Here is a 21483-nt window from a genome sequence, read left to right on the forward strand (position 1 = left end):
GCATGCCCCTGGACGTGGTGCCCCACCTGGTCCCGGGACTGGTGGTGGGGCTGCTGTGCGCCCTGCTCGCGGTGCCCGCTCCCGCGCTGCTGGCCCGCGTGCCCGAGCCCGCCCCGGAGGAGCCCGCAGCGGACGCGACCGCGCCCGAGGAGGCCGGTGCGAGCGGTACCACGCTCGGCCCGCCCCCGCCCAAGGAGCCGTACGCCGAGATGGCCGCGCTCCCGCACCTGCGGACCGGGCTGGTCGTCGGGTCCGGCCTGGTGGGCGCGGCCTTCGGGGCGGTCCTGGGCTGGACGGGGGCGCTGCTGTTCCTGGTGCCGCTGGTGCCCGTCGGGGCGGTGCTGCTCGTCGTGGACTGGCGCACCACGCTGCTGCCGACGCGGATCATCCGGCCGACGTACGTCCTGCTCGCCGTGCTGGTGCCGCTGGCGGCCCTGGTCGACGGCGACCTGGACGCGCTGCTGCGCGCGGGCGGGGGCTGGCTGGTGGTCGGCGGCTGGTTCTGGGTGTTCTGGTGGCTGCTGGGCGCCTGGGGCTTCGGCGACGTGCGGCTGTCCCGGGTGCTGGGGCCCGCCCTGGGCTACCTCGGGTGGTCGCAGGCGCTGGTGGGGCTCGGGCTCATGGTCCTCGTGGGCGCCCTGGGCGGGGTGGTGCTGTCCCTGGCCAGCCGGAGCCTGCGGCGTCGCTATCCCTACGGCCCGTTCATGCTGGTCGGAGCGGCCCTGGCGGTGGTGGCCGGACCGGCGATCGCCGCGGGTCTCGGCTACTGAGGGAGCTGCCGGACGTCCGAGAGGCGCGTGAAACACTGGCGACATGTTGCGCTGGCTGACCGCGGGGGAGTCCCACGGACCCTCCCTGACCGCGATCCTCGAGGGTCTGCCCGCCCACGTCCGGGTCACCTCCGAGGACATCTCCGACGCCCTGGCCCGCCGCCGTCTCGGCTACGGCCGCGGGGCCCGGATGAAGTTCGAGCAGGACCAGGTCCGCCTCACCGGCGGCGTGCGCCACGGCGAGACCCAGGGCGGACCGGTGGCGATCGAGGTGGGCAACACCGAGTGGCCTAAGTGGGAGAAGGTGATGTCGTCCGACCCGGTCGACCCCGCCGAGCTGGACGCCCTGGCCCGCAACGCCGCGCTCACCCGTCCCCGCCCCGGCCACGCCGACCTGGTCGGCATGCAGAAGTACGACTTCACCGAGGCGCGTCCCATCCTCGAGCGGGCCTCGGCCCGCGAGACCGCCGCCCGGGTGGCCCTGGGCCGGGTGGCCTCGGCCTTCCTGGAGCAGGCCACGGGCGCCCGGCTGGTGGCCCACGTCGTCGAGCTCGGCGGCGTCCCCGCCCCGGCCGGCTCCGTGCCGGGCCCCGACGACGTCGCCCACCTCGACGAGGACCCGGTGCGCTGCCTGGACGCCGAGGCGTCCCGCGCCATGGTCGAGCGGATCGACCAGGCCCACAAGGACGGCGACACCCTCGGCGGCGTCGTCGAGGTGGTCGTGCACGGCCTGCCGCCGGGCCTGGGGTCCCACGTCCACTGGGACCGCCGCCTCGACGCCCGGCTGGCCGGCGCGCTCATGGGCATCCAGGCCATCAAGGGCGTCGAGGTCGGCGACGGCTTCGAGCTCGCCGCGACCCCCGGCTCGCAGGCCCACGACGAGATCGTCACCGAGGACGGCGCGCTGCGGCGCACGTCCGGTCGCTCCGGTGGCACCGAGGGCGGCATGTCCACCGGCGAGGTGCTGCGGGTGCGGGCTGCGATGAAGCCCATCGCCACCGTCCCGCGCGCGCTGCGCACCGTCGACGTCGCCACCGGCGAGGCCACCGTCGCCCACCACCAGCGCTCCGACGTCTGTGCCGTCCCGGCCGCCGGTGTCGTGGCCGAGGCGATGGTCGCGCTCGTGCTCGCCGACGCCGTGCTGGAGAAGTTCGGCGGCGACTCGGTGGGGGAGACCCGACGCAACGTCGAGGGCTACCTCGACACCCTGCGGTTCCGGTGAGCACGGGCGCCGAGGTGCGGCCCCGCGTGGTGCTGGTCGGCACCATGGGCGCCGGCAAGACCACGGTCGGGCGCCGCCTCGCCGAGCTGTGGGGCGTGGACTTCCGCGACAGCGACCTCGACGTCGAGGCCGCCGAGGGACGCAGCGTCTCCGACATCTTCGTCGACTCAGGCGAGGCCCGCTTCCGCGAGCTCGAGCGCGAGGCGATCGCCGACGCCCTGTCCGCCCACGCCGGCGTGCTCGCGCTCGGTGGCGGCGCCGTCGTCGACCCCACCACCCGCGAGCGGCTGGCCGGCCACCGCGTGGTCTTCCTGCGGGTCGGGCTGGCCGACGCGGCCGACCGCGTCGGGCTCGGTGTCTCGCGACCGCTGCTGCTGGGCAACGTCCGCGGCCGCATCAAGCAGCTCATCGACGAGCGCACGCCGGTCTACGCCTCGGTGGCCACCCACGTGGTCGAGACCGACGGCGTCGACGTCGAGGAGGTCGTCGCCCGGGTCCGGGCCGCGGTGGAGGAGGACCATGGCTGAGCACGCGCGGGGGGACGCCTCGGTGCTCCACGTCGGCGGCGCGGCGCCGTACGACGTGGTCGTGGGGCACGGCGTCCTCGACCGGCTCGGCGACGCCCTGCCGTCCGGAGCGACCCGGGTCGCGCTGTGCCACGCGCCCGGCATCGAGGACCTGGTCGCCGGCGTGCGCGACGCTCTCGTCGGGCGGGGCCTGGAGGTCCTGGAGCTCCCGCTGCCCGAGGGCGAGCACGCCAAGACCGCGGCCGTGGCCGTCGAGGCCTGGGAGCGGCTCGGCGAGGCGGGCTTCACCCGCTCGGACGCCGTCGTCACCGTGGGCGGCGGCGCCACCACCGACATGGGCGGCTTCGTCGCCGCCACCTGGCTGCGCGGCGTCGCGGTGGTGCACGTCCCGACCACGCTGCTGGCGATGGTCGACGCCGCCGTGGGCGGCAAGACCGGCATGAACACCGGGGCCGGCAAGAACCTCGTGGGCAGCTTCCACGAGCCCGCCGGCGTGCTGTGCGACCTCGACGCCCTGGCCACGCTGCCGGCCGCCGAGCTGGTCGCCGGGCTGGGGGAGGTCCTCAAGTGCGGCTTCATCGCCGACCCGGAGATCCTGGCCGTGGTCGAGCGCGCCCCCGGGGCCGTGCTCGACCCCGCCTCGCCCGAGCTGCGCGAGGTGGTCGAGCGCGCCATCGCCGTCAAGGTCGGCGTGGTCGTCGACGACCTCCGCGAGACCGGCGGCGCCGACGGCCACCCGGGCCGCGAGGCCCTCAACTACGGCCACACGCTGGCCCACGCGGTCGAGCGCGGCACCGGCTACCGCGTCCGCCACGGCGAGGCGGTGGCGCTCGGGATGGTCTTCGTGGCCGAGCTGGCGCGGCTGGCCGGGCGGCTCGACGACGCGACCGCGGCCCGCCACGCCGAGGCGCTCGCGGCCGTCGGGCTGCCGGTGCGGCTGGCCGACGTCGACGCCGACCAGCTGGCCTTCGACGACCTGCTGGCCACGATGCGGGTCGACAAGAAGTCGCGCGGCGCGCAGCTGCGCTTCGTCGTGCTCGACGACCTCGCCCGACCGGCGGTGCTGGCCGGGCCCGACGAGACGCTGCTGCGGGCGGCGTACGACCACGTCCGGGAGGGACGATGACGACGCGGACCGTGCTGGTGCTCAACGGGCCCAACCTGGGTCGGCTGGGCAAGCGGCAGCCGGAGATCTACGGCTCCACGACGTACGCCGACCTCGTCGGCCTGTGCGAGCAGTGGGGTCGCGACCTGGGCCTCGAGGTCGAGGTGCGCCAGACCAACCACGAGGGCGTGCTGCTCGACTGGCTCAACCAGGCGGCCGACGACGAGACGCCCGTGGTGCTCAACGCCGCGGCGTGGACGCACTACTCGCTCGCCGTCTACGACGCCTGCGCCCAGCTGAGCGCCCCGCTGGTCGAGCTGCACATCAGCGACCCGAAGGCGCGGCCGGAGGTGTTCCGCCACACCTCCTACGTCAGCCCGCACGCCGACCACGAGGTCGTGGGGCAGGGCGTGGACGGCTACCGCCAGGCGCTGGAGCACCTCGCCGGCCTGCTGGCCGACCCGACCTGAGGGACCCTCAGGAGCGCGGCGGGTCGAGCACGGTGCGCGACACGTCCGGCGTGAAGCCGTGCTGCACCGCCCACAGCACCGCCTGGCTGCGGCGCTGCACGCCGATCTTGCGGTAGGCCGAGCGGATGTAGGTCTTGACCGAGTTGATCGACAGGTAGGCGCGCGCCGCGACCTCCTGGTTGGACAGGCCCTGGGCGATCAGCGCGATCACCTCCGACTCGCGGGCCGAGAGGCCCATGCCGCGGCCGGGCCAGTCGCCCGCGCTGATGGGCGCGTCGTCCTCCTCGGGGCGGGGGCTGACCACCACCGAGCCGGCGGCGACCTTCTCCAGCGCGTCGACGAGGTCCTGCGCGGTGGCGGTCTTCGAGACGCAGCCGGCGACGCCGAGGTCGAGGCACTCCTGGACCAGGTCGGCGTCGAGGTGCCAGGTGTAGAGCACGACCGGGGCGGGGCTGCGCTGCAGCAGGTCGGCGACGGGGCCGACCACGCGCTCGCGGGTGAACGCGTCGAAGAGCATCACGTCGACCGGCGTCGCCACCGGGCGCTGGCTGTCGAGCTCGACGACCACCACGCGGTCGGCGAACGGCTCGAGCATGTGCTCAAGACCCGCCACCACGATCTCGTAGTCGTTGACGAGCGCGACGCGCAGCGGCACGTCAGGACCGGGTTCACCCATGCGGGTCAGATTAGTCCACGACCGCGTCGGGTACCTGGGCGAAGGTCCGCCCCACCCCTGCGGGGGAGGGTCCCGCCCGTGGCGTCCGGCTCGTGCCGGTCACGCCCCGCCACCGGAAGCGTGCTCCTCCGTGACCCACACGCCCGTCCCGCTGTCCCCCCTCGTCCTCCCGCCGGAGCGGGCGGCCGTCGCGGAGCGCCTGGTGCTGCGTGCGCAGGCAACGGCCGCGGCGCCCGACCGCGTCGCCGCCGCGCTCGACCTGGCTCGCGACCTCAGCACCGAGGTGGCGCCGCCCGCGCTGGGGGACACGGCCCGCAGCTGGGAGGTGCTGGCGACCCTGGGCGCGGTCGACCTCACCGTCGCCCGCGCGGTCGAGCCGCACCTCGACGCGCTCGCGATCCTCGACCAGGCGCGCCGCGAGGGCCGGCCGCGCCCCGACGACGCCGCTGTGGCCGGCGCCACGTGGGGGGTGTACGCCGCGGAGGGTCCCGAGCGGCTCCGGGCCGAGCCGGACGGCGACGGCTGGCGGCTGAGCGGCCCCAAGGCGTGGTGCTCCCTCGCGGCCCGGGTCTCGCACGCGCTGGTGACGGCGTGGGTCGACGACGAGCGCCGCGGGCTCTTCGCGGTCGAGCTGCGCGGCCCCGGCGTGCGCCTGGACGAGGACGGCCCGGCCTGGGTCGCACGCGGGCTGGCGGAGGTGGTGAGCACCGGCCTGGTCATGGACGGCGCCGCCGCCCGGGCCGTGGGCGGCCCCGGGTGGTACCTCGATCGCCCCGGCTTCGCCTGGGGCGGGGCCGGCGTCGCGGCGGTCTGGTACGGCGGCGCCGTGGGCGTCGCGCGCCGGCTGCGGGCCGCCGCCACGCGCCGGGAGCCGGACCAGGTGGCGCTGCTGCACCTGGGGGCGATCGATGCGGCGCTGGGCGGGGCGCGGGCGCTGCTCGCCGAGGCGGCCGCGCAGGCCGACGGGGCCGGGGGACCCGCGGGCCGGGACGGGCCCGCCGTGGTCGCGGCCCGCGTCCGCCAGGGCGTGGCCGACGCCGCCGCCGAGGTGCTCGACCGGACCGGCCGCGCCTTGGGCCCGGGTCCGCTGGCGACCGACGAGGAGCACGCCCGCCGGGTGGCCGACCTGGAGCTCTACCTGCGCCAGCACCACGGCGAGCGGGACCTCGCGCAGCTGGGCCGGCTGCTGCTCGACCAGGGGTCGACGTCGTGGTGACCCCGCCGGAGTTCACCCACGTCTCCGAGGGGACCAGCGCCCGGGCCTGGCGCCACGACGAGCGCTGGGCCTCGGGCGAGCCGCTGCACCTCGACGGCTTCTCGCACGTCGTGGTGGTCGCGGCCCATCCCGACGACGAGTCGCTGGGCGCCGGCGGGCTCACGGCGCTGGCCCGGTCCCGGGGGCTCGCGGTCACGCTGGTGTGCGCCACCGACGGCGAGGGGTCCCACCCCGGGTCCACCACGACCACGCCCGAGCAGCTGGCCCTGGTCCGCGCGGCCGAGGCGGTGGCGGCGGCCCGGGAGCTCGGCGTCGACGAGGACCGGCTGCAGCGGCTGGGCCTGCCCGATGGCGAGGTGGCGGCCCACCAGGAGGAGCTGACCCGGCGGCTGGTCGAGACCGTGGGCGGTCCGGCCACCGACGGCCGGCCCGCGCTGCTGGTGGCCCCCTGGCGGCGCGACGGCCACCCCGACCACGAGGCCGCCGGGCGCGCGGCGGCCGCGGCGGCGCGGCGCACCGATGCCGAGCTGTGGGAGTTCCCGGTGTGGTTCTGGCACTGGGGCTCGCCTGCCGAGGCGCCGTGGGAGGAGCTGCGGCCGCTGCCGCTGGACGGCCCGGCGGTCCAGGCCAAGCTCCGCGCCGTCGCCCGGCACCGCAGCCAGGTCGCCCCGCTCTCGGAGGCCCCCGGCGACGAGACCCTGCTCGGCCCGCGGCTGCTGGAGCACTTCGCCGGGACGGTCGAGCACCTCGTCCGCACCGCCGGCGCCGACTGCCCCGACGACAGCCTCGACGCCCTGCACGACGAGGTGGCCGACCCGTGGGGAGCGGCGTCGCGGTGGTACGAGCGGCGCAAGCGCGACCTCGTGCTCGCCGCCCTGCCGCGACCCCGGTCGCGCCGGGTGCTGGAGGTGGGCTGCTCGACCGGGGAGCTCGCAGCGGCGCTGCGCGCGCGGGCCGACGCCGTGGTGGCGGTCGACCGGTCACCCGCGGCGCTGCGGGCGGCGCGCGAGCGGCTCGCCGACGCCCCGGGCCTGGCCCCGGTCGAGGTCCGCAAGCTCGACGTGCCCGACCAGTGGCCCGACGGGACCTTCGACCTGGTCGTGGTCTCCGAGGTCGGCTACTTCCTCAGCCCGCGGGCGCTCGACCGGCTGGGCCGGCGCATCGAGGCCTCCCTGGACCCCGACGGGGTGGTCGTGCTGTGCCACTGGCGCCACCCGGTGGTCGGCTGGGCCCTGGACGGCGACGACGTGCACCGCCGGCTGGAGGGCCGGCTCGGCGTCCCGCTGCGGGCGGCGTACGCCGACCGCGACGTCGAGGTCCGGGTGCACGCCGCCGACGGCTCGTGGCCGGACCCGACCCGGTGAGCGAGCGCCTCGAAGGCCCCGCAGGGGGTGGCCCGGCACGCCTGCACGTGGTGGTGCCGGCCCGCGACGAGGCGGCGCTGCTGCCCGGCATGCTCGCCTCGCTCGACCTGGCCGTGCGGGCGCTGGCCCGCACCGCGGGCCCCGGGAGCCGGCGGCCCGTGGCCGTCGCGGCCACGGTCGTGCTCGACTCCTGCCGCGACGGGTCGGGCGAGGCCGTGGCGCGGGCCGCGCTCGCCATGCCCTGGCTGGACAGCGTCACCGTCGCGCTCGGGCGGGTCGGCAGCGTCCGCGCCGCCGGGGTCGAGCACGCCCGCGCCACGGCGGCGGGCACGCCCGCCGGGGACCTGTGGGTCGCGACCACGGACGCCGACACGCGGGTGCCGGTCGACTGGCTGCTCGGCCACGTCGCCGCGGCCCGGGCCGGGGTCGAGCTGCTGACCGGCACGGTGCGCCCCGACGAGCTGCTCGTGGCCTCGCAGCGACGGGCCTGGCTGGCCCAGCACGACCTCGTCGAGGGCCACCTGCACGTGCACGGCGCCAACCTCGGGTTCACGCTGGCGGCGTACGACGCGGTGGGCGGGTTCGGCGCGCTGGCGACGGGGGAGGACGTCGACCTCGTCGAGCGCCTGCGCCGCCACGGCGCGCGGTCCCGGGCCACGGCCGCCATCCCGGTCACGACCTCGGCACGCCTCGACGGTCGGGCGCCGGCCGGCTTCGCGGCGTACCTGGCCGAGCTGTGAGGTCACGCGGTGGGCGCCGGGCCTCAGGCGCGCAGCTTCTCCTCGAAGAACGCCAGCACCCGGTCGACGCCCTCCTGCTGGCGGTGCTCGGTGAGGGTGGAGTGCTGGCGTCCCTCGAACTCGACGCGCAGGAACGCGTCGCCGAGCTCGCGCGTCAGGGTCTCGAACCGGCGGCCGACCGCGACGTCCTGGCGGTAGCGCAGCCCCAGCACCTGGCACCCCCCGGCCGCCCTCTGCCGGACGGTCGCGAGGTCGGCGGGCGAGAGGTTGAGGTCGGCGGAGCGGCGGCGACCCACGGGGAAGGGCACCGAGGGCTGGGCCAGCACCGGGGCGGCGACCACCGGGTCGACCATCATGGCCAGCGCGAAGCCGCCGGTGAAGCACATCCCGAGCGCGCCGACGCCGGGGCCGCCCAGCTCGGCGTGCAGCTCGCGGGCGAGGCTGCGCAGCCACCCCGCGACGGGGGTGGTCTCGCCGGTGGCCAGCGTGGTGAACTCCCGGCTGACGCAGACCCGGCCCAGGCTGCGGGCGGCGTACGCCGGCGACATCGGCCGCCCGGCCTCGCCGAACAGCTCGGGCAGCACCACGGTGAAGCCCGCGTCGACGACCTCCTGGCCGAAGGCCAGCACCTTGTCGGTCAGCCCCGGGATCTCGTGCACCACCACGACGCCGGGGCCCTGGCCCTGCCGGTAGGTGGGATGGGTCGTGCCGTCGGCGGTGTGCTCGCCGCGGGTCCAGCGGTCCAGGAGGCTCATGTCCCCGATCCAAGCAGGTGGGAGCCCGGGCTGGCGGGCGTCGGCCCGCACCGGTGTGCGAGGGTCGGCCGGTGAAGGCGTTCCGCTGTCGTAGCTGTGACAACCCGCTCTACTTCGAGAACTCCCGGTGCGTCTCGTGCGGCACCCGGCTGGGCTACTCCCGCGACGAGCGGCTGATCGTCCCCGTCGACGACGCCGGGCGCTACACCGCGGCGGACGGCACCCCGTGGTGGGTCTGCCGCAACCTCACCCTGTCGGGCTGCACCTGGCTGGCGCCGGTCGAGGGCGGGCAGTGCTTCGGCTGCGACCTGACCCGGACCCGGCCGAACGACGACGACGCCGTCGGGCTGCGCCAGTTCTGGGCCGCGGAGCGCGCCAAGCGCCACCTCGTCGCCGAGCTGGACGTGCTCGGCTTCCCGGTCGTCGGCAAGCACCAGGACCCCGTGGACGGGCTGGCCTTCGACCTGCTCTCGAGCGTCGCGGAGAGCGTGACGATCGGCCACGCGGACGGGGTGATCACCATCGACCTCGCCGAGAGCGAGGCCTCCCACCGGGAGAAGCTGCGCGAGCAGCTCGACGAGCCCTACCGCACCATGCTCGGCCACTTCCGCCACGAGTCGGGCCACTACTACGAGTGGCAGCTGGTCGGCACGGGCGAGCGGCGGGCGCGCTACCGCGAGCTGTTCGGCGACGAGACCCGCGACTACCAGGCCGAGATCGAGCGCCACTACGCCGAGGGACCGCCGGCGGGCTGGGAGGCGTCCTACATCTCCGGCTACGCCACCATGCACCCCTTCGAGGACTTCGCGGAGACCTGGGCGCACTACCTGCACATCTGCGACACGATCGAGACCGCCTCCGAGCACGGCCTGACCACCGTCGGCACCGTCACGTCGTTCCGCCACTTCCGCGACGTCGTGGTGGGGATCTGGGTGCCGCTGGCGATCGCGCTCAACATGATCAACCGCAGCATGGGCCACGACGACCTCTACCCGTTCGTGATCCCGGGGCCGGTCCTCGACAAGCTGGAGTTCGTCTCCACCCTCGCCGGAGCCGCCCGCCGCGACGGGGCGGACGCGTGAGCCGGGGCGAGGTGGACGGCACCGAGGACGACGACTTCGAGCTCCAGCTCGGCGACCACACCCCGGTGCCGCACGACCCGGGGGCCGCGCCGCGCGCCCGGCGGTTCCGCGAGGTGCTCGGCCACTTCGCGACCGGTGTCACCGTGGTGACGTCGGTGGTCGACGGCGAGCCGGTGGGGATGACCTGCCAGGCCTTCGCCAGCGTCTCCCTCGAGCCCCCGCTGGTGATGTTCTGCGCCTCGCGCAGCTCGCAGAGCTGGGCCCGGATCCGGACCTCGGGACGGTTCTGCGTCAACGTGCTCGACGCCGACCAGGAGGAGCTGTCGCGGGTGATGGCCAGCCGCGGGCACCGCTTCGCGGGCGTCGACTGGCGTCCCGCGGCGACCGGTGCCCCCGTGGTGGCGGGCGTCGCGGCGTACGTCGACTGCCTGCTGGAGGAGGTGCACCCCACCGGCGACCACGACGTCGTCATCGGCCGGGTGCAGGAGCTCGGCTCGCGGGAGGACGCCGAGCCGCTGGTCTTCCACCGGGGTGGCTACCGCCACCTCGGCTGAGCCGGGCCGACCTCCGACCCGGACGATCCACACCGCCGCCGCGAGCCTGTGGACGACCGTTCGACGCGCGCGGCGACCCGGGCGACCCTGGAGCCATGGACGCCCCCCTCGACCTGAGCCCGCTCGTCTCCCGGGTGCCGCTCGACCGTCCCTTCACCCGGGCCGCCGCGCTGGCCGCCGGGCTCGACCGCCGCTCGCTCGAGCGCGCGCTGGACCAGGGCGTCGTGCGCCGGCTGCTGCGCGGGGTCTACGTCGTCGCCACCGTCCCCGACGACCGGGGGCTGCGCGCCCACGCCCTGGCGCTCGTGCAGGGGCCGGGGGCCGTGGCGGTGGGCCGCACCGCGGCCTGGGTGCACGGCGTCGAGGTGGGCGAGTTCGACGCCTCGGGCCGGGTGCCGGTGGAGGTGGTCCCCGGCCACCGGGTCCCGGCGGCCGACCGGCTCGAGCTCGAGGGTGCCCGGGTCACCACGCCGCTGCGCACCGCCCTCGACCTGGGCCGCCGGGCGCCGGCGCCGCTCGCCCTGGCCGCGATGGACCGGATGCTGCGCACCGGCGACCTGGGCCACGTGGCGCTGCTCGCCGGGCTGGCCGGGGCGGGCAGCACGCCGGGCGTGGTGCAGCTGCGGCGGCTGGCCGTCCAGGTCGACGACCGCGCCGCCTCGGCGGCCGAGTCCGTGCTCCGGCTCGGCTGGCACGAGGCGCGACTGCCCACGGCGGTGCCGGGGCTGCCGGCCGCCACCTGGACCCGCCTGGTCCGGCTCGCCCTCGGGGTCGCCGACCGCCAGTTCGGCGCGGTGCTGGCCTCCCAGGTGGCGCGCGGCGAGGTCACCCCCGAGGACCTGGAGGACCTCCACGGCCGTGGGTGGCGGGTGGTCGTGCTGCCCGACGGCCGGGTGCTGCGCGGCGAGCCCGAGCTGTGGCGCCGCCACCTCGAGCGCGAGTTCCACCAGCAGCTGCTCGACCAGGTGGGCTGAGGTGCGGGGGCCGCCGGTCGGGTCGCGCCGACTGCCAGCGAGGTCGGCTCAGTCGAGCGCGGCGATGGCCTCGTGCATCGTCAGGGTGCGCTGGGCGGACTCGACGTGGAGGTTCTCGACCATCTTGCCCTGGTAGGTGACCACGCCGGAGCCGCGACCGTCCTCCCAGGCCTGCAGGATGCCGCGGGCCTGCTCGACGGCCTCCTCGCTGGGGGCGAAGGCCGCGTTGGCGCCCTCGACCTGCCCGGGGTGGATGAGGGTCTTGCCGTCGAAGCCCATCTCGCGGCCCTGGCGGCACTCGGCGAGGAACCCGTCGGTGTCCTTGACGTCGTTGTAGACGCCGTCGAGGACCGCCTTGCCGGTGGACCGCGCCGCGAGCAGGGCCAGCGACAGCCCGGTGAGCAGCGGGGCGCGGCCGGGGACGTGCTCGGCGTACAGCTCCTTGACCAGGTCGTTGGTGCCCATGACGAGCACGCTGAGCCGCTCGGAGGCGCCGGCGATCTCCTCGGCGTGGAGCATCGCGCGGGGCGTCTCGAGCATCGCCCACAGCGTGGTGTGGTCGGGCGCCCCGTGGCGCTCGAGGGCATCGACGAGGGCGTGGACCGCCTCGGCCGAGGCGACCTTGGGCACCACGATGGCGGCGGGACCGGCCTGGCTGGCGGCCCGCAGGTCGTCGTCGTGCCACGCGGTGTCGGCGCCGTTGACCCGGATGGTCACCTCGCGGCGGCCGTAGTCGCCGGAGGCGGCCGCGGCGCACGCAGCCTCGCGGGCGTCGGCCTTGGCGTCGGGCGCGACGGCGTCCTCGAGGTCGAGGATGAGGCCGTCGCAGGGCAGCGACTTCGCCTTCTCCAGCGCCCGGGCGTTGGAGGAGGGCATGTAGAGCACCGAGCGGCGCGGCCGGAACTGCTCGTCGGCGGCGGCCATCAGGCGCCCGTCCCGATCGCGTCGTAGCGCTGCTTCAGCTCGGGGTCGACCGCCGACAGCTGCTCGGCGAGCTCCACCATCACCAGGCACTGCTTGAGGGAGGCGTCGTCCTCCATCTTGCCGTCGAGCATGACCGCGCCGGTGCCGTCACCCATCGCCTCGACGACCCGGCGCGCGTGCGCGACGTCCTCGGGGGCGGGGGAGAAGACTCGGTGGGCGATCGCGATCTGCTTGGGGTGCAGCGACCAGGTGCCGACGCAGCCGAGCAGGAAGGCGTTGCGGAACTGGTCCTCGCAGGCCACCACGTCGGCGATGTCCCCGAAGGGCCCGTAGTAGGGGAAGATCCCGTGCATCGCACAGGCGTCGACCATCCGGGCGATGGTGTAGTGCCACAGGTCCTGCTGGTGCGTGGCCCGCTCCCGGGCGACGTCCTCGGGGCTGGAGGACAGGGGGTCCTGCCGGACCAGGTAGCCCGGGTGGCCGCCTCCCACGCGGGTCGTCTTCATGCGTCGGTCGGCGGCCAGGTCGGCCGGGCCCAGCGAGAGGCCCTGCATCCGGGGCGAGGCACCGCAGATCTCCTCGACGTTGACCATCCCGCGGGCCGTCTCGAGGATCGCGTGCACCAGGATCGGTCGGTCCAGGCCGGCCTTGGCCTCGAGCTGGGCCAGCAGTCGGTCGACGTAGTGGATGTCCTCGGCGCCCTGCACCTTGGGCACCATCACCACGTCGAGGCGATCGCCGATCTCGGTGACCAGGGTGGTGAGGTCGTCCAGGCCCCAGGGGGAGTCGAGCGCGTTGACCCGGGTCCAGAGCTGGGTGGGGCTGTCGGGGCCGCCGAGGCCCTCGGTGCCGCGCGCGACCTCGACCAGGCCCTGCCGCGCGGCGAGCTTGTTGTCGGCCTTGACGGCGTCCTCGAGGTTGCCGAGCAGCACGTCGACCGAGCCCACCATGTCGGGCACCTTCGCCGCCATCTTCGGGTTGCTGGGGTCGAAGAAGTGGATCGCCCGGCTGGGCCGGGTCGGGATCTCGCGGAGCGGGGTGGGGGCACCGACCGCGAGGGGGGCGAAGAAGTCCTTGGCGCTGCGCATGCGCCGGACGCTAGCAGCGGGGCGCCCGGCTGGGCTGTGACCATCCCCACGCCCGCCACGGCTGCGGCGGCGGTCCCCGTGGTGGGCCTGCCCCGGTGCCGCGCGACCCGTGTCGGAGGTTGGTCGTGGGGTACAAGATCGGGGAACACGAACCTCAACACGTTGCGAAGGATCTGTAGACCGTGACCGACATCAGCTACACCACCCCCGGCCTGACCACCGAGCAGAGCCAGCGCACGATCGAGCTCCTGCAGTACCGGCTGGCGGCGTACAACGACCTCCACCTGACGCTCAAGCACGTGCACTGGAACGTCGTGGGGCCCAACTTCATCGCCGTCCACGAGATGATCGACCCGCAGGTCGACCTGGTCCGCGGGTACGCCGACGAGGTCGCCGAGCGGATCGCGACCATGGGCGGCTCGCCCGGTGGCACCACCGGCGACATCGCCGCCGTGCGCGACTGGGACGACTACTCGCTGCGGCGCGACACCGTGGGCGCCCACCTCGGGGCCCTGGACGTCGTCTACCGCGGCGTCGTCACCTCCAACCGCGAGGGCATCGAGGAGACCGAGAAGCTCGACCCGGTCACCCAGGACATGCTGATCGCGCACACCGCGGAGCTGGAGAAGTTCCAGTGGTTCGTCCGCGCCCACCTGGAGAACAGCGGCGGCCAGCTCTCGACCACCGGAGCGACCTCCGAGACCGAGGCGGCCGACGCCTCCCGCTGAGCACCGCGCCACCTGGGTGTGGGGGCGTCCTGCCCCCACACCCCTGGTGACCTGGGCCGGCGAGCGGGGCGTCGGGGAGCTCTTCGTCTCCGTCCCCCGCTCGCTGGGCTCGTCACCGGACCTTGTCTGGGTGCGCGAGGTGCATGACCTGGCCTCTGCCCGGGGCGTCCGGATCGCGGCGCTCGGCTCGGCCACGGAGTGGATCGACGACCCGCGCGCGGCGCTGGCCTGGCAGGCCGACGCCCTCGCCACGGGGTTGTTCGACGGGGTCCACCTCGACGTGGAGCCCTGGCTGCACCCGGCCTGGGACCGCGACCGCGCCCGCGTCGTCGTGGGCTACCTCCACCTGCTCGACCTGCTGGCGGAGGCCTCCGTCCGTCGCCTGGAGGTCGACGTCGCCTGGTGGGGCCACGAGGTCGCGACGCCCGGCGGCGTCCCCCTCGACCGGGCCGTCGCGCAGCGGGTCGACGCGACCACCGCCATGGTCTACCGCGACACCGCCACCGGTCCCGACAGCGTCACCGACCTGGGCCGGCACGTCCTGGCCACCGCCGCCGCCACCGGCACGCCGTGCCGGCTCGCCGTCGAGACGCGCTTCGTCGGCACGGACCCGGCCAGCCGCCGGCAGAGCTTCTGGGGACGGGACCAGCGCGTCCTCCACCAGGCCCTGGCCGCTGTCGACGTCGCGCTGCGCGACCACCCGTCGTACGCCGGGACGGCCGTGCACGACCACCGGGGCTGGACCGACCTGCCCCGCTGAGGCGGGCGACCACGTGCGGTCGCCCGCTCCGGCGGACGCGTCGGGGCCTAGGCGTCCACCTCGGAGCGGTCGCCGGCCCACAGCGTGTGGAAGCTGCCCTCGCGGTCCACGCGCCCGTAGGTGTGGGCCCCGAAGTTGTCGCGCAGGCCCTGGATGAGCGCGGCCGGGAGCCGGTCGCGGCGCAGGGCGTCGAAGTACGACAGCGACGACGCGAACGCCGGGACCGGGATCCCGGCCTGCGTGGCGGCCACCACGACCCGGCGCCACCCGGCCTCGCCGTCCCGGAGCGCCTTGGAGAAGTACTCCTGCGTCATCAGGGTGGTCAGGTCCGGCTCGGCCTCGTAGGCCTCGCGGATCCGGTCGAGGAACTTGGCGCGGATGATGCAGCCGCCGCGCCAGATGGTGGCCAGGTCGCCGGGGGAGACGTCCCAGCCGTGCTGGTTGCTGCCCTCGGTGATCTGGTCGAAGCCCTGGGCGTAGGCGACCACCTTGGCGGCGTACAGCGCGGCGCGGACGTCCTCGACGAACTGCTCCTCGTCCTCGACGCCGGGGGTGTCGCTGGTCTGCGAGAAGACCGCCCGGGCGGCCTCGCGCTGCTCGACGTGGCCCGAGACGCTGCGGGCGAAGGTCGCCTCGGCGATGCCCGTGACGGGGACGCCGAGGTCGAGCGCGCTCTGCACGGTCCAGCGGCCGGTGCCCTTCTGCTCGGCGGCGTCCGCGACGACGTCGACGAAGGGTCGTCCGGTCGCCGCGTCGGTGTGGGCGAGCACGTCGGCGGTCATCTCGATGAGGAAGGAGTCGAGGTCGCCCTCGTTCCACTCCCGGAAGACGTCGGCCAGCTCGGCGGGCTCGCGGCCCAGGATGTTGCGCAGCACGTCGTACGCCTCGGCGATGAGCTGCATGTCGGCGTACTCGATGCCGTTGTGGACCATCTTGACGAAGTGGCCGGCGCCGTCGGGCCCGACGTGGGTGGCGCAGGGCGTGCCGTCGACGAGCGCGGCGATGTCCTCGACGATGGGGCCCAGCGTCTCGTAGGCGTGCTCGGAGCCGCCGACCATGATCGAGGGGCCGTTGAGCGCGCCCTCCTCGCCGCCCGAGACGCCCATGCCGACGAAGTGCAGCCCGCGCTCCTCCAGCGCCTGCTGTCGGCGCAGCGTGTCCTCGAAGTGGGCGTTGCCCGCGTCGACGACGATGTCGCCCTCGTCGAGCAGGGGCGTCAGCTCGTCGATGACCGCGTCGGTCGCCTCGCCGGCCTTGACCATGATGATGACCGCGCGGGGCTGCTTGATGCTCGCCACGAAGTCGGCCATCGACTCGGAGCCGACGAAGTCGCCCTCGTCGCCGTGGTCCTCCAGCAGCGAGGTCATCTTCTCGGTGGAGCGGTTGTGGACGGCGATGGTGTGGCCGTGCCGGGCGATGTTGCGGGCCAGGTTGCGGCCCATGACCGCCAGACCGGTGAGGCCGATGTCGGCGGTGGGCTCGGTCGGGGTGTCGGTCGTGCTCACGGGGTGGGCCTCCTGCGTGGGACGGGTGGGACGGGGTGGGCAGCGTGCGCTCCCGGGGTGCCTCGCGGCCCCTCCCGACCCTAGGCCGGTGCTGGTGGCGCTGGGCGCGGCGCAGCCCCCGACGTACCCCGGGCCGGGACGGGAAAACCGGTCGACGCGGTGCCCGTGGCCGAGGACGCTGGGCGGGTGGAGCTCCGGTGGTACGACGCCGACGACGCCGTCGCGGTGGCGGCGGCCACCGAGGTGCTCGAGGCCGCGCGGGCCGTCGACTCGCCCTGGCTGCCGCCCACGACCCGCCACCGGCACGCGCGGGTGGTGCGTCACGGCGCCGGCGGTGATCTCGAGCAGCACGCGCTGGCCCGCGACTGTGGTCGCGTCGTGGGCGTCGCCGCCCTCGACCAGGCCGCGAGCTGTCCTACCAGCGCCGGCTCTGAGCCGGGCGGCTCAGACCAGCAGGCCCTGCTGGCGCAGCACCGGCATCACGCCCTCGGCGAACCAGTAGGCCTCCTCGACGTGGGGGTAGCCCGACAGCACGAACTCGTCGATGCCCAGCGCGGCGTACTCCGCGATCGACGACGCCACCTCCTCGTGGCTGCCCACCAGCGCGGTGCCCGCGCCCCCGCGCACCAGCCCCACGCCGGCCCACAGGCCGGGGTGGATCTCGAGGTCGTGCGCGTCGGCGTACGTCGTGCCGCCGTGCAGGGCCCGCATCCGCTGCTGGCCCACGGACTGGCTGGCGCTGAGCGCCTCCTGGGCCTTGGCGACGTCGGCCGGGTCGAGCTCGGACAGCATCCGCTGCGCCACCGCCCATGCCTCCTCGGTGGTGTCGCGGGTGATGACGTGCAGCCGGATGCCGAAGCGCAGGCTGCGGCCGGCCTCCTTGGCGAGCCCCCGCATCCAGTCGAGCTTCTCCGCGACGGCCGAGGGCGGCTCGCCCCAGGTCAGGTAGACGTCGACGTGCTGGGCCGCGACCGGTCCGGCCGGCGCCGAGGAGCCGCCGAAGTAGAGCTTCGGCAGCGGGTCGGGCACCTCGCGGACGCGGGCGTCGGTGACGTCGTAGAAGTCACCCGCGAAGTCGACCCCCGCGGGGTCCCAGGCGCCCCGCAGCACGGTGAGGAACTCGTCGGTGCGGGCGTAGCGCTCCGCCGAGCCGAAGTCGGCGGGGTCGCCGAACCGGCGCTGCTCGGCGGGCTCGCCACCGGTGACGATGTTGAGCAGCAGCCGCCCCCCGGAGATCCGCTGGTACGTCGAGGCCATCTGGGCGGCCAGCGTGGGCGACACCGAGCCCGGTCGGAAGGCGACCAGGAACTTCAGCCGCTCGGTCTCGCGCAGCAGCGCGGCCGTGGTCAGCCAGGCGTCCTCGCACCAGGTGCCGGTCGGGGTCAGCACCCCGGTGAAGCCGAGCAGCTCGGCGGTGCGGGCGACCTGGGCGAGGTAGTCGATGGTCGGCGGCCGGAACTGCGAGGCCGACCCGACCGCCCCCGGGCCCTGGCCGATCCCGCGGGGCACCGAGTGCCCCCCGCCGACCAGGCTGCGTCCGTCGCCCGTGGTGGGCAGGAACCAGTGGAGCTCCAGGCTCATGCGTCGTCCTCCGCCGTGCTCGTGGCCTTCTCGACGTCGTCGTTGAAGTCGGTGACGAACCAGTCCGACAGCGTCGGGTCGGCCGTCAACTGCCCCTGCTCCGCGAACGCGTCCCACATCTCCTGCTCGGAGGCGATCACCTCGTCGTCGATGGGCAGCGGCGTGTAGCTGCGCTGCTCGACCGCGCGGTCGGTGATGGCCGTCGACAGGCCGGTCTCCTCGGCCCACGTCCTCGACCACTCCGACTTGTGCTCGGCGGCCCACACCTGGGCGCCGGCCAGCCGGCCCAGGAAGTCACGCAGGGCGGCGCGGGTGGCCTTGTCCTCGAGGGCCTCGTCGCCCGCGACCTGGAAGGCCAGGCCGTTGACCAGGCCCTTGCCGTCGGAGAGCACGGTGGCACCGGTGTCCAGCTCGGCCTGCGAGGTGAACGGGTCCCAGATCGCCCAGGCGTCGACCGAGCCGCCCTTGAAGGCGGCCAGCGCCTCGGAGGGCTGCAGGTAGACCGGCTCCACGTCGCTGAACGACAGTCCGGCGTCGTCGAGCTGGGCGAGCAGGTTGTAGTTGGCCGAGCTGCCCTTGGCCACGGCGACCTTCTTGCCCTCCAGGTCCGCGACGTCGGTGAGGCTCGACCCCTTCGGGACCAGGATGGCGTCGCCGGTGGCGCCCTGGGAGTACGCCGAGACGACCTTGAGCTTCTTGCCCTGGTCGATGGCGAACAGCGGCGGGGTGTTGCCGACGCCGCCCACGTCCACGGCGCCGCTGCTCACTGCCTCGAGGAGCGGCGGCCCGGACGTGAAGGGCTTCCACTCGACGTCGTAGGGCAGGTCGTCGAGCTCGCCCGCGGCGCTCAGCAGCGCCTGGGAGCCACCCTTCTGGTCGCCCACGGTCAGGGTCACCTTGGAGAGGTCGACCGTGCCGTCGTCGCGCACGGCGTCGGCGTTGTCGGAGCCGCCGCAGCCGCCCAGGCCGAGGGTGACGGCGAGGAGCGCGGCGGCGAGGCCCGCGCGGGCCGGTCGGGTCAGTCTCACGATGCTCTCTCCTGGGGACGGGGACGGGAGGTGGTGCGGTCGAGGGCGGCCGGGTCGGGCTCGGCTCCCTCGTGCACGCCGAGGACGGCGAGCAGCTCGGTGCGCAGCTCGTGCAGCGCAGCGGGGTCGCGGGGGCGGTCGACGTCGACGCGGCTCTCGTGCCGGATCCGGCCGCCGTCGACGACCAGGACGCGGTCGGCGAGCTTGAGGGTCTCGTCGACGTCGTGCGTCACGAGCAGCACGGCGGGCCGGTGCTCGCGCCACAGCGCGAGCACCAGGTCGTGCATCTCGATGCGCGTCAGGGCGTCCAGGGCGCTGAAGGGCTCGTCGAGCAGCAGCAGGCCGGGGGCGCTGACGAGGGCACGGGCGAGGGACGCGCGCTGGGCCTGGCCGCCCGAGAGGGTCACCGGCCAGACGTCGTGCTTGTCGCCGAGCCCGACCTCGTCGAGCGTCTCGCGCGCCCGCTGGCGCCGCGAGGCCCGGCTGCCGGAGCGCAGCGCGAGGGCGACGTTGTCGGCCACCCGCCGCCAGGGGAACAGGCGCGGCTCCTGGAAGGCGACCGAGACGGTGCCGTCGATCTCGGCGGTGCCCTCGGTGACCGGGTCGAGCCCGGCGAGCGTCCGCAGCAGGGTCGACTTGCCCGACCCGCTGCGTCCCAGGAGGGCGACGAGCTCGCCGGGGGCGATGTCGAGGTCGAGGTCGTCGAGGACCACGTGGTCGCCGAAGGCGCGCCGCAGGCCGCGGACGCGGACGGTGGGGCCCGACGGGTCACCGTCCGGTCGGGCGAGGTCGGTGGTGGCGGGGTGGATCAGCCGTGTCGCCATGCGAGGGCCTTCCTCTCGATGGAGCGGACGAGCGAGTCGGTGGCCAGCCCCAGCAGGCTGTAGACCACGAGGCCGCCGACGACGACGTCGGTGCGGCCGAAGGAGGCGGCGTCGGAGACGAGGTAGCCGATGCCGCTGGTGGCGTTGATCTGCTCGGCCACGATGAGCGAGAGCCAGGCGACGCCCAGGCTGAGCCGCAGGCCCACCAGCGCCGAGGGCAGGGCGCCCGGCGCCACGACGTGCCGGATCCGCTCGGTCCAGCTCAGCCGCAGCGCCCGGGCCGCGTCGATCATCTTCGGGTCGACACCCCGGATGCCTGCCACGGTGTTGACGTAGAGCGGGAACGCGACGCCGAGCGCGATCAGCGCGATCTTGGGCGACTCGTCGATGCCCAGCCACAGCACCAGGAGCGGCAGCAGCCCGAAGTGGGGCACGGTCCGCAGCATCTGCATCGGGGGGTCGATCGCGTCGTCGCCGATCCGCGAGAGCCCGGCCACCGCTGCCAGGGCGAGGGCGATCGCGGCACCGAGGACGAACCCGATCGCGACCCGCTGCAGCGAGATGGCCGTGGCGTCCTGGAGCGTGCCCTTGCGCCACTCCTCGGCCATGGCCTCGAAGATCTGCAGGGGCGGGGCGAGCTTGTCCTCGGGGAGGACGCCGGTGGCCGAGGCGAGCTGCCACAGGGCGAGCAGGACGAGCGGGCTGACGGCGCGGCGCAGCGCGGCGGATCCCCGGCGGGGCCGTCGTGGGCGGCGTCCCGAGGGGGTCGCGGCCACGCCGGCTGCCGCCGGGACGCCGGTGGCGTCGACGGGGGATGCGGTGCTGGACATGGGTCCACCCTGCACCAAAGTCGTCTAGAACCAGTAATTGACTAGACTTTGAGACGAGACGTGTCGGCGTTCGCCGCGTGCTACTTGGGGGTCAGCCCCCGAGGGAGCTGAAGCCGTTCGGACCGCGGACGTCGGCGTCCACACCCGCCTGTCGCACGGCGTCGTGCTGGTGGCGGTCACCCTCACCCGCGCGCCGGCCGCTGCGGCGCTCGCGGACGTAGAGCACGGCCACGACGGCGATCGCGAGCACCCACAGGGCGATCCAGGACCACGTCGGCATGGTGGCTCCTCTCCGAGGCCCCCGCGGTGGGGTCACCGTGACCCTAGCCGGGCGCGGGGTCGCGGCCTAGCGCCTCACGAGGCGGGTCATCGCCAGCCGGGCGAGCGGCGCGTAGGCCACCACCACGGGCGCGGGTCCCGTCACGTGCAGCCAGGTGGCCGAGCCGTCGCCGTGGGCCTCCACGCCGTGCTCCAGGTGCAGCCGCACCAGGCCGAGGGGCGCGAGCCGGACCTGCCACGTCCAGGTGCGGGTGGGCTCGTCGACCTCCAGCACCTCGAACGGCACCCCGAGGGTGGGGTGGGGGAGCAGTCCCGCCCGCACGGTGCCCCTCGCCCCGGCGCTCAGACGTGTCATCGCGGTGTCCACGCGCTGGATCTGCGGCGACCAGGTCGACCACAGGGCGGGGTCGGCGTACCGCTCCCACGCGAGGTCGACGGGGGCGTCCCCCTGGACGCGCACGGTCACCGATGCCATGTCCGC

General features: G+C 75.2%; 24 protein-coding genes. 13 read left to right on the forward strand and 11 right to left on the reverse strand.

Features of this window, described 5'->3' with window-relative positions:
* Positions 1 to 2: 2 nt before the first annotated feature.
* From BLU55_RS03690 to BLU55_RS03710, 5 genes are read left to right on the forward strand one after another with little or no spacing between them, the layout of a single operon-like run.
* Positions 3 to 770: an A24 family peptidase gene (locus tag BLU55_RS03690; protein WP_091726219.1), complete on the forward strand. Its 768-nt coding sequence runs from the start codon at positions 3 to 5 to the stop codon at positions 768 to 770.
* Positions 771 to 813: 43 nt separating this feature from the next.
* Entirely contained in the window at positions 814 to 1992 is a 1179-nt protein-coding gene (gene aroC, locus BLU55_RS03695) for a chorismate synthase (RefSeq protein WP_091726223.1), read from the forward strand.
* Positions 1989 to 2519 carry a shikimate kinase gene (locus BLU55_RS03700; protein ID WP_331713682.1) on the forward strand — a complete coding sequence of 177 codons (531 nt, stop codon included), beginning with the start codon at positions 1989 to 1991 and terminating at the stop codon, positions 2517 to 2519. The genes aroC and BLU55_RS03700 overlap by 4 nt, the downstream gene beginning before the upstream one ends.
* Positions 2512 to 3645 carry a 3-dehydroquinate synthase gene (gene aroB / locus BLU55_RS03705; protein WP_091726226.1) on the forward strand — a complete coding sequence of 378 codons (1134 nt, stop codon included), beginning with the start codon at positions 2512 to 2514 and terminating at the stop codon, positions 3643 to 3645. Before BLU55_RS03700 ends, aroB begins: the two co-directional genes overlap by 8 nt.
* On the forward strand, positions 3642 to 4094 hold the full coding sequence (locus BLU55_RS03710) for a type II 3-dehydroquinate dehydratase (RefSeq protein ID WP_091726228.1): 453 nt from the start codon (positions 3642 to 3644) through the stop codon (positions 4092 to 4094). The genes aroB and BLU55_RS03710 overlap by 4 nt, the downstream gene beginning before the upstream one ends.
* Positions 4095 to 4101: 7 nt before the next feature.
* Here BLU55_RS03710 and BLU55_RS03715 read toward each other — a convergent pair whose 3' ends face one another.
* Positions 4102 to 4770 (reverse strand): helix-turn-helix transcriptional regulator, encoded by a 669-nt coding sequence (locus BLU55_RS03715; RefSeq protein ID WP_091726231.1) that lies wholly within the window; start codon positions 4768 to 4770, stop codon positions 4102 to 4104.
* A 130-nt stretch (positions 4771 to 4900) separates the two neighbouring features.
* Here BLU55_RS03715 and BLU55_RS03720 point away from each other — a divergent pair, with 130 nt between their 5' ends.
* From BLU55_RS03720 to BLU55_RS03730, 3 genes are read left to right on the forward strand one after another with little or no spacing between them, the layout of a single operon-like run.
* On the forward strand, positions 4901 to 5986 hold the full coding sequence (locus tag BLU55_RS03720) for an acyl-CoA dehydrogenase family protein (protein WP_091726233.1): 1086 nt from the start codon (positions 4901 to 4903) through the stop codon (positions 5984 to 5986).
* Entirely contained in the window at positions 5980 to 7350 is a 1371-nt protein-coding gene (locus BLU55_RS03725; protein WP_091726236.1) for a PIG-L family deacetylase, read from the forward strand. The genes BLU55_RS03720 and BLU55_RS03725 overlap by 7 nt, the downstream gene beginning before the upstream one ends.
* The gene (locus tag BLU55_RS03730; protein ID WP_091733365.1) at positions 7347 to 8090 is read left to right on the forward strand and encodes a glycosyltransferase; all 744 of its coding nucleotides are present in this window, start codon (positions 7347 to 7349) and stop codon (positions 8088 to 8090) included. Before BLU55_RS03725 ends, BLU55_RS03730 begins: the two co-directional genes overlap by 4 nt.
* 23 nt (positions 8091 to 8113) lie before the next feature.
* Here BLU55_RS03730 and BLU55_RS03735 read toward each other — a convergent pair whose 3' ends face one another.
* The gene (locus tag BLU55_RS03735) at positions 8114 to 8845 is read right to left on the reverse strand and encodes a dienelactone hydrolase family protein (RefSeq protein WP_091726239.1); all 732 of its coding nucleotides are present in this window, start codon (positions 8843 to 8845) and stop codon (positions 8114 to 8116) included.
* A 71-nt stretch (positions 8846 to 8916) separates the two neighbouring features.
* Here BLU55_RS03735 and BLU55_RS03740 point away from each other — a divergent pair, with 71 nt between their 5' ends.
* The 3 genes from BLU55_RS03740 (at position 8917) to BLU55_RS03750 (ending at position 11455) form a co-directional block, all read left to right on the forward strand.
* Entirely contained in the window at positions 8917 to 9927 is a 1011-nt protein-coding gene (locus BLU55_RS03740) for a zinc-binding metallopeptidase family protein (RefSeq protein ID WP_091733366.1), read from the forward strand.
* On the forward strand, positions 9924 to 10481 hold the full coding sequence (locus BLU55_RS03745) for a flavin reductase family protein (protein WP_091726243.1): 558 nt from the start codon (positions 9924 to 9926) through the stop codon (positions 10479 to 10481). The genes BLU55_RS03740 and BLU55_RS03745 overlap by 4 nt, the downstream gene beginning before the upstream one ends.
* A gap of 95 nt (positions 10482 to 10576) precedes the next feature.
* Positions 10577 to 11455, forward strand: coding sequence for a type IV toxin-antitoxin system AbiEi family antitoxin domain-containing protein (locus BLU55_RS03750; RefSeq protein ID WP_091726245.1), 879 nt, complete (start codon positions 10577 to 10579; stop codon positions 11453 to 11455).
* Positions 11456 to 11503: 48 nt separating this feature from the next.
* Here the strand turns inward: BLU55_RS03750 and BLU55_RS03755 are convergent, their stop codons facing one another.
* Together BLU55_RS03755 and BLU55_RS03760 are read right to left on the reverse strand one after the other, a co-directional pair.
* Positions 11504 to 12379, reverse strand: coding sequence for an HpcH/HpaI aldolase/citrate lyase family protein (locus BLU55_RS03755; RefSeq protein WP_091726249.1), 876 nt, complete (start codon positions 12377 to 12379; stop codon positions 11504 to 11506).
* Entirely contained in the window at positions 12379 to 13467 is a 1089-nt protein-coding gene (locus BLU55_RS03760; protein ID WP_091726252.1) for an HpcH/HpaI aldolase/citrate lyase family protein, read from the reverse strand. Before BLU55_RS03760 ends, BLU55_RS03755 begins: the two co-directional genes overlap by 1 nt.
* A gap of 182 nt (positions 13468 to 13649) precedes the next feature.
* On the opposite strand from BLU55_RS03760, the gene BLU55_RS03765 reads away from it, so the two are divergent.
* Positions 13650 to 14195 carry a Dps family protein gene (locus BLU55_RS03765; protein ID WP_172833858.1) on the forward strand — a complete coding sequence of 182 codons (546 nt, stop codon included), beginning with the start codon at positions 13650 to 13652 and terminating at the stop codon, positions 14193 to 14195.
* A 130-nt stretch (positions 14196 to 14325) separates the two neighbouring features.
* Positions 14326 to 14955: a hypothetical protein gene (locus tag BLU55_RS03770; RefSeq protein ID WP_157682718.1), complete on the forward strand. Its 630-nt coding sequence runs from the start codon at positions 14326 to 14328 to the stop codon at positions 14953 to 14955.
* A 47-nt stretch (positions 14956 to 15002) separates the two neighbouring features.
* On the opposite strand, the gene gndA is transcribed toward BLU55_RS03770, so the two are convergent.
* The 7 genes from gndA to BLU55_RS03805 form a co-directional block, all read right to left on the reverse strand.
* Positions 15003 to 16460 (reverse strand): NADP-dependent phosphogluconate dehydrogenase, encoded by a 1458-nt coding sequence (gene gndA, locus BLU55_RS03775; protein WP_269457938.1) that lies wholly within the window; start codon positions 16458 to 16460, stop codon positions 15003 to 15005.
* A 444-nt stretch (positions 16461 to 16904) separates the two neighbouring features.
* The gene (locus BLU55_RS03780) at positions 16905 to 18041 is read right to left on the reverse strand and encodes an LLM class flavin-dependent oxidoreductase (protein ID WP_091726257.1); all 1137 of its coding nucleotides are present in this window, start codon (positions 18039 to 18041) and stop codon (positions 16905 to 16907) included.
* Positions 18038 to 19069: an ABC transporter substrate-binding protein gene (locus tag BLU55_RS03785; RefSeq protein WP_197681082.1), complete on the reverse strand. Its 1032-nt coding sequence runs from the start codon at positions 19067 to 19069 to the stop codon at positions 18038 to 18040. Before BLU55_RS03785 ends, BLU55_RS03780 begins: the two co-directional genes overlap by 4 nt.
* Positions 19066 to 19893 (reverse strand): ABC transporter ATP-binding protein, encoded by an 828-nt coding sequence (locus BLU55_RS03790; RefSeq protein ID WP_091726260.1) that lies wholly within the window; start codon positions 19891 to 19893, stop codon positions 19066 to 19068. Before BLU55_RS03790 ends, BLU55_RS03785 begins: the two co-directional genes overlap by 4 nt.
* Positions 19878 to 20723, reverse strand: coding sequence for an ABC transporter permease (locus BLU55_RS03795; protein ID WP_091726265.1), 846 nt, complete (start codon positions 20721 to 20723; stop codon positions 19878 to 19880). Before BLU55_RS03795 ends, BLU55_RS03790 begins: the two co-directional genes overlap by 16 nt.
* Before the next feature lie 91 nt (positions 20724 to 20814).
* Positions 20815 to 21003: a hypothetical protein gene (locus BLU55_RS03800; protein WP_091726269.1), complete on the reverse strand. Its 189-nt coding sequence runs from the start codon at positions 21001 to 21003 to the stop codon at positions 20815 to 20817.
* A gap of 66 nt (positions 21004 to 21069) precedes the next feature.
* A complete protein-coding gene (locus BLU55_RS03805; protein ID WP_091726271.1) occupies positions 21070 to 21477 on the reverse strand; it encodes an SRPBCC family protein in 408 nt (135 codons plus the stop codon).
* Positions 21478 to 21483: the final 6 nt, after the last annotated feature.

The sequence above is a fragment of the Nocardioides scoriae genome (assembly GCF_900104965.1).
GTDB classification, from domain to species: domain Bacteria; phylum Actinomycetota; class Actinomycetes; order Propionibacteriales; family Nocardioidaceae; genus Marmoricola; species Marmoricola scoriae.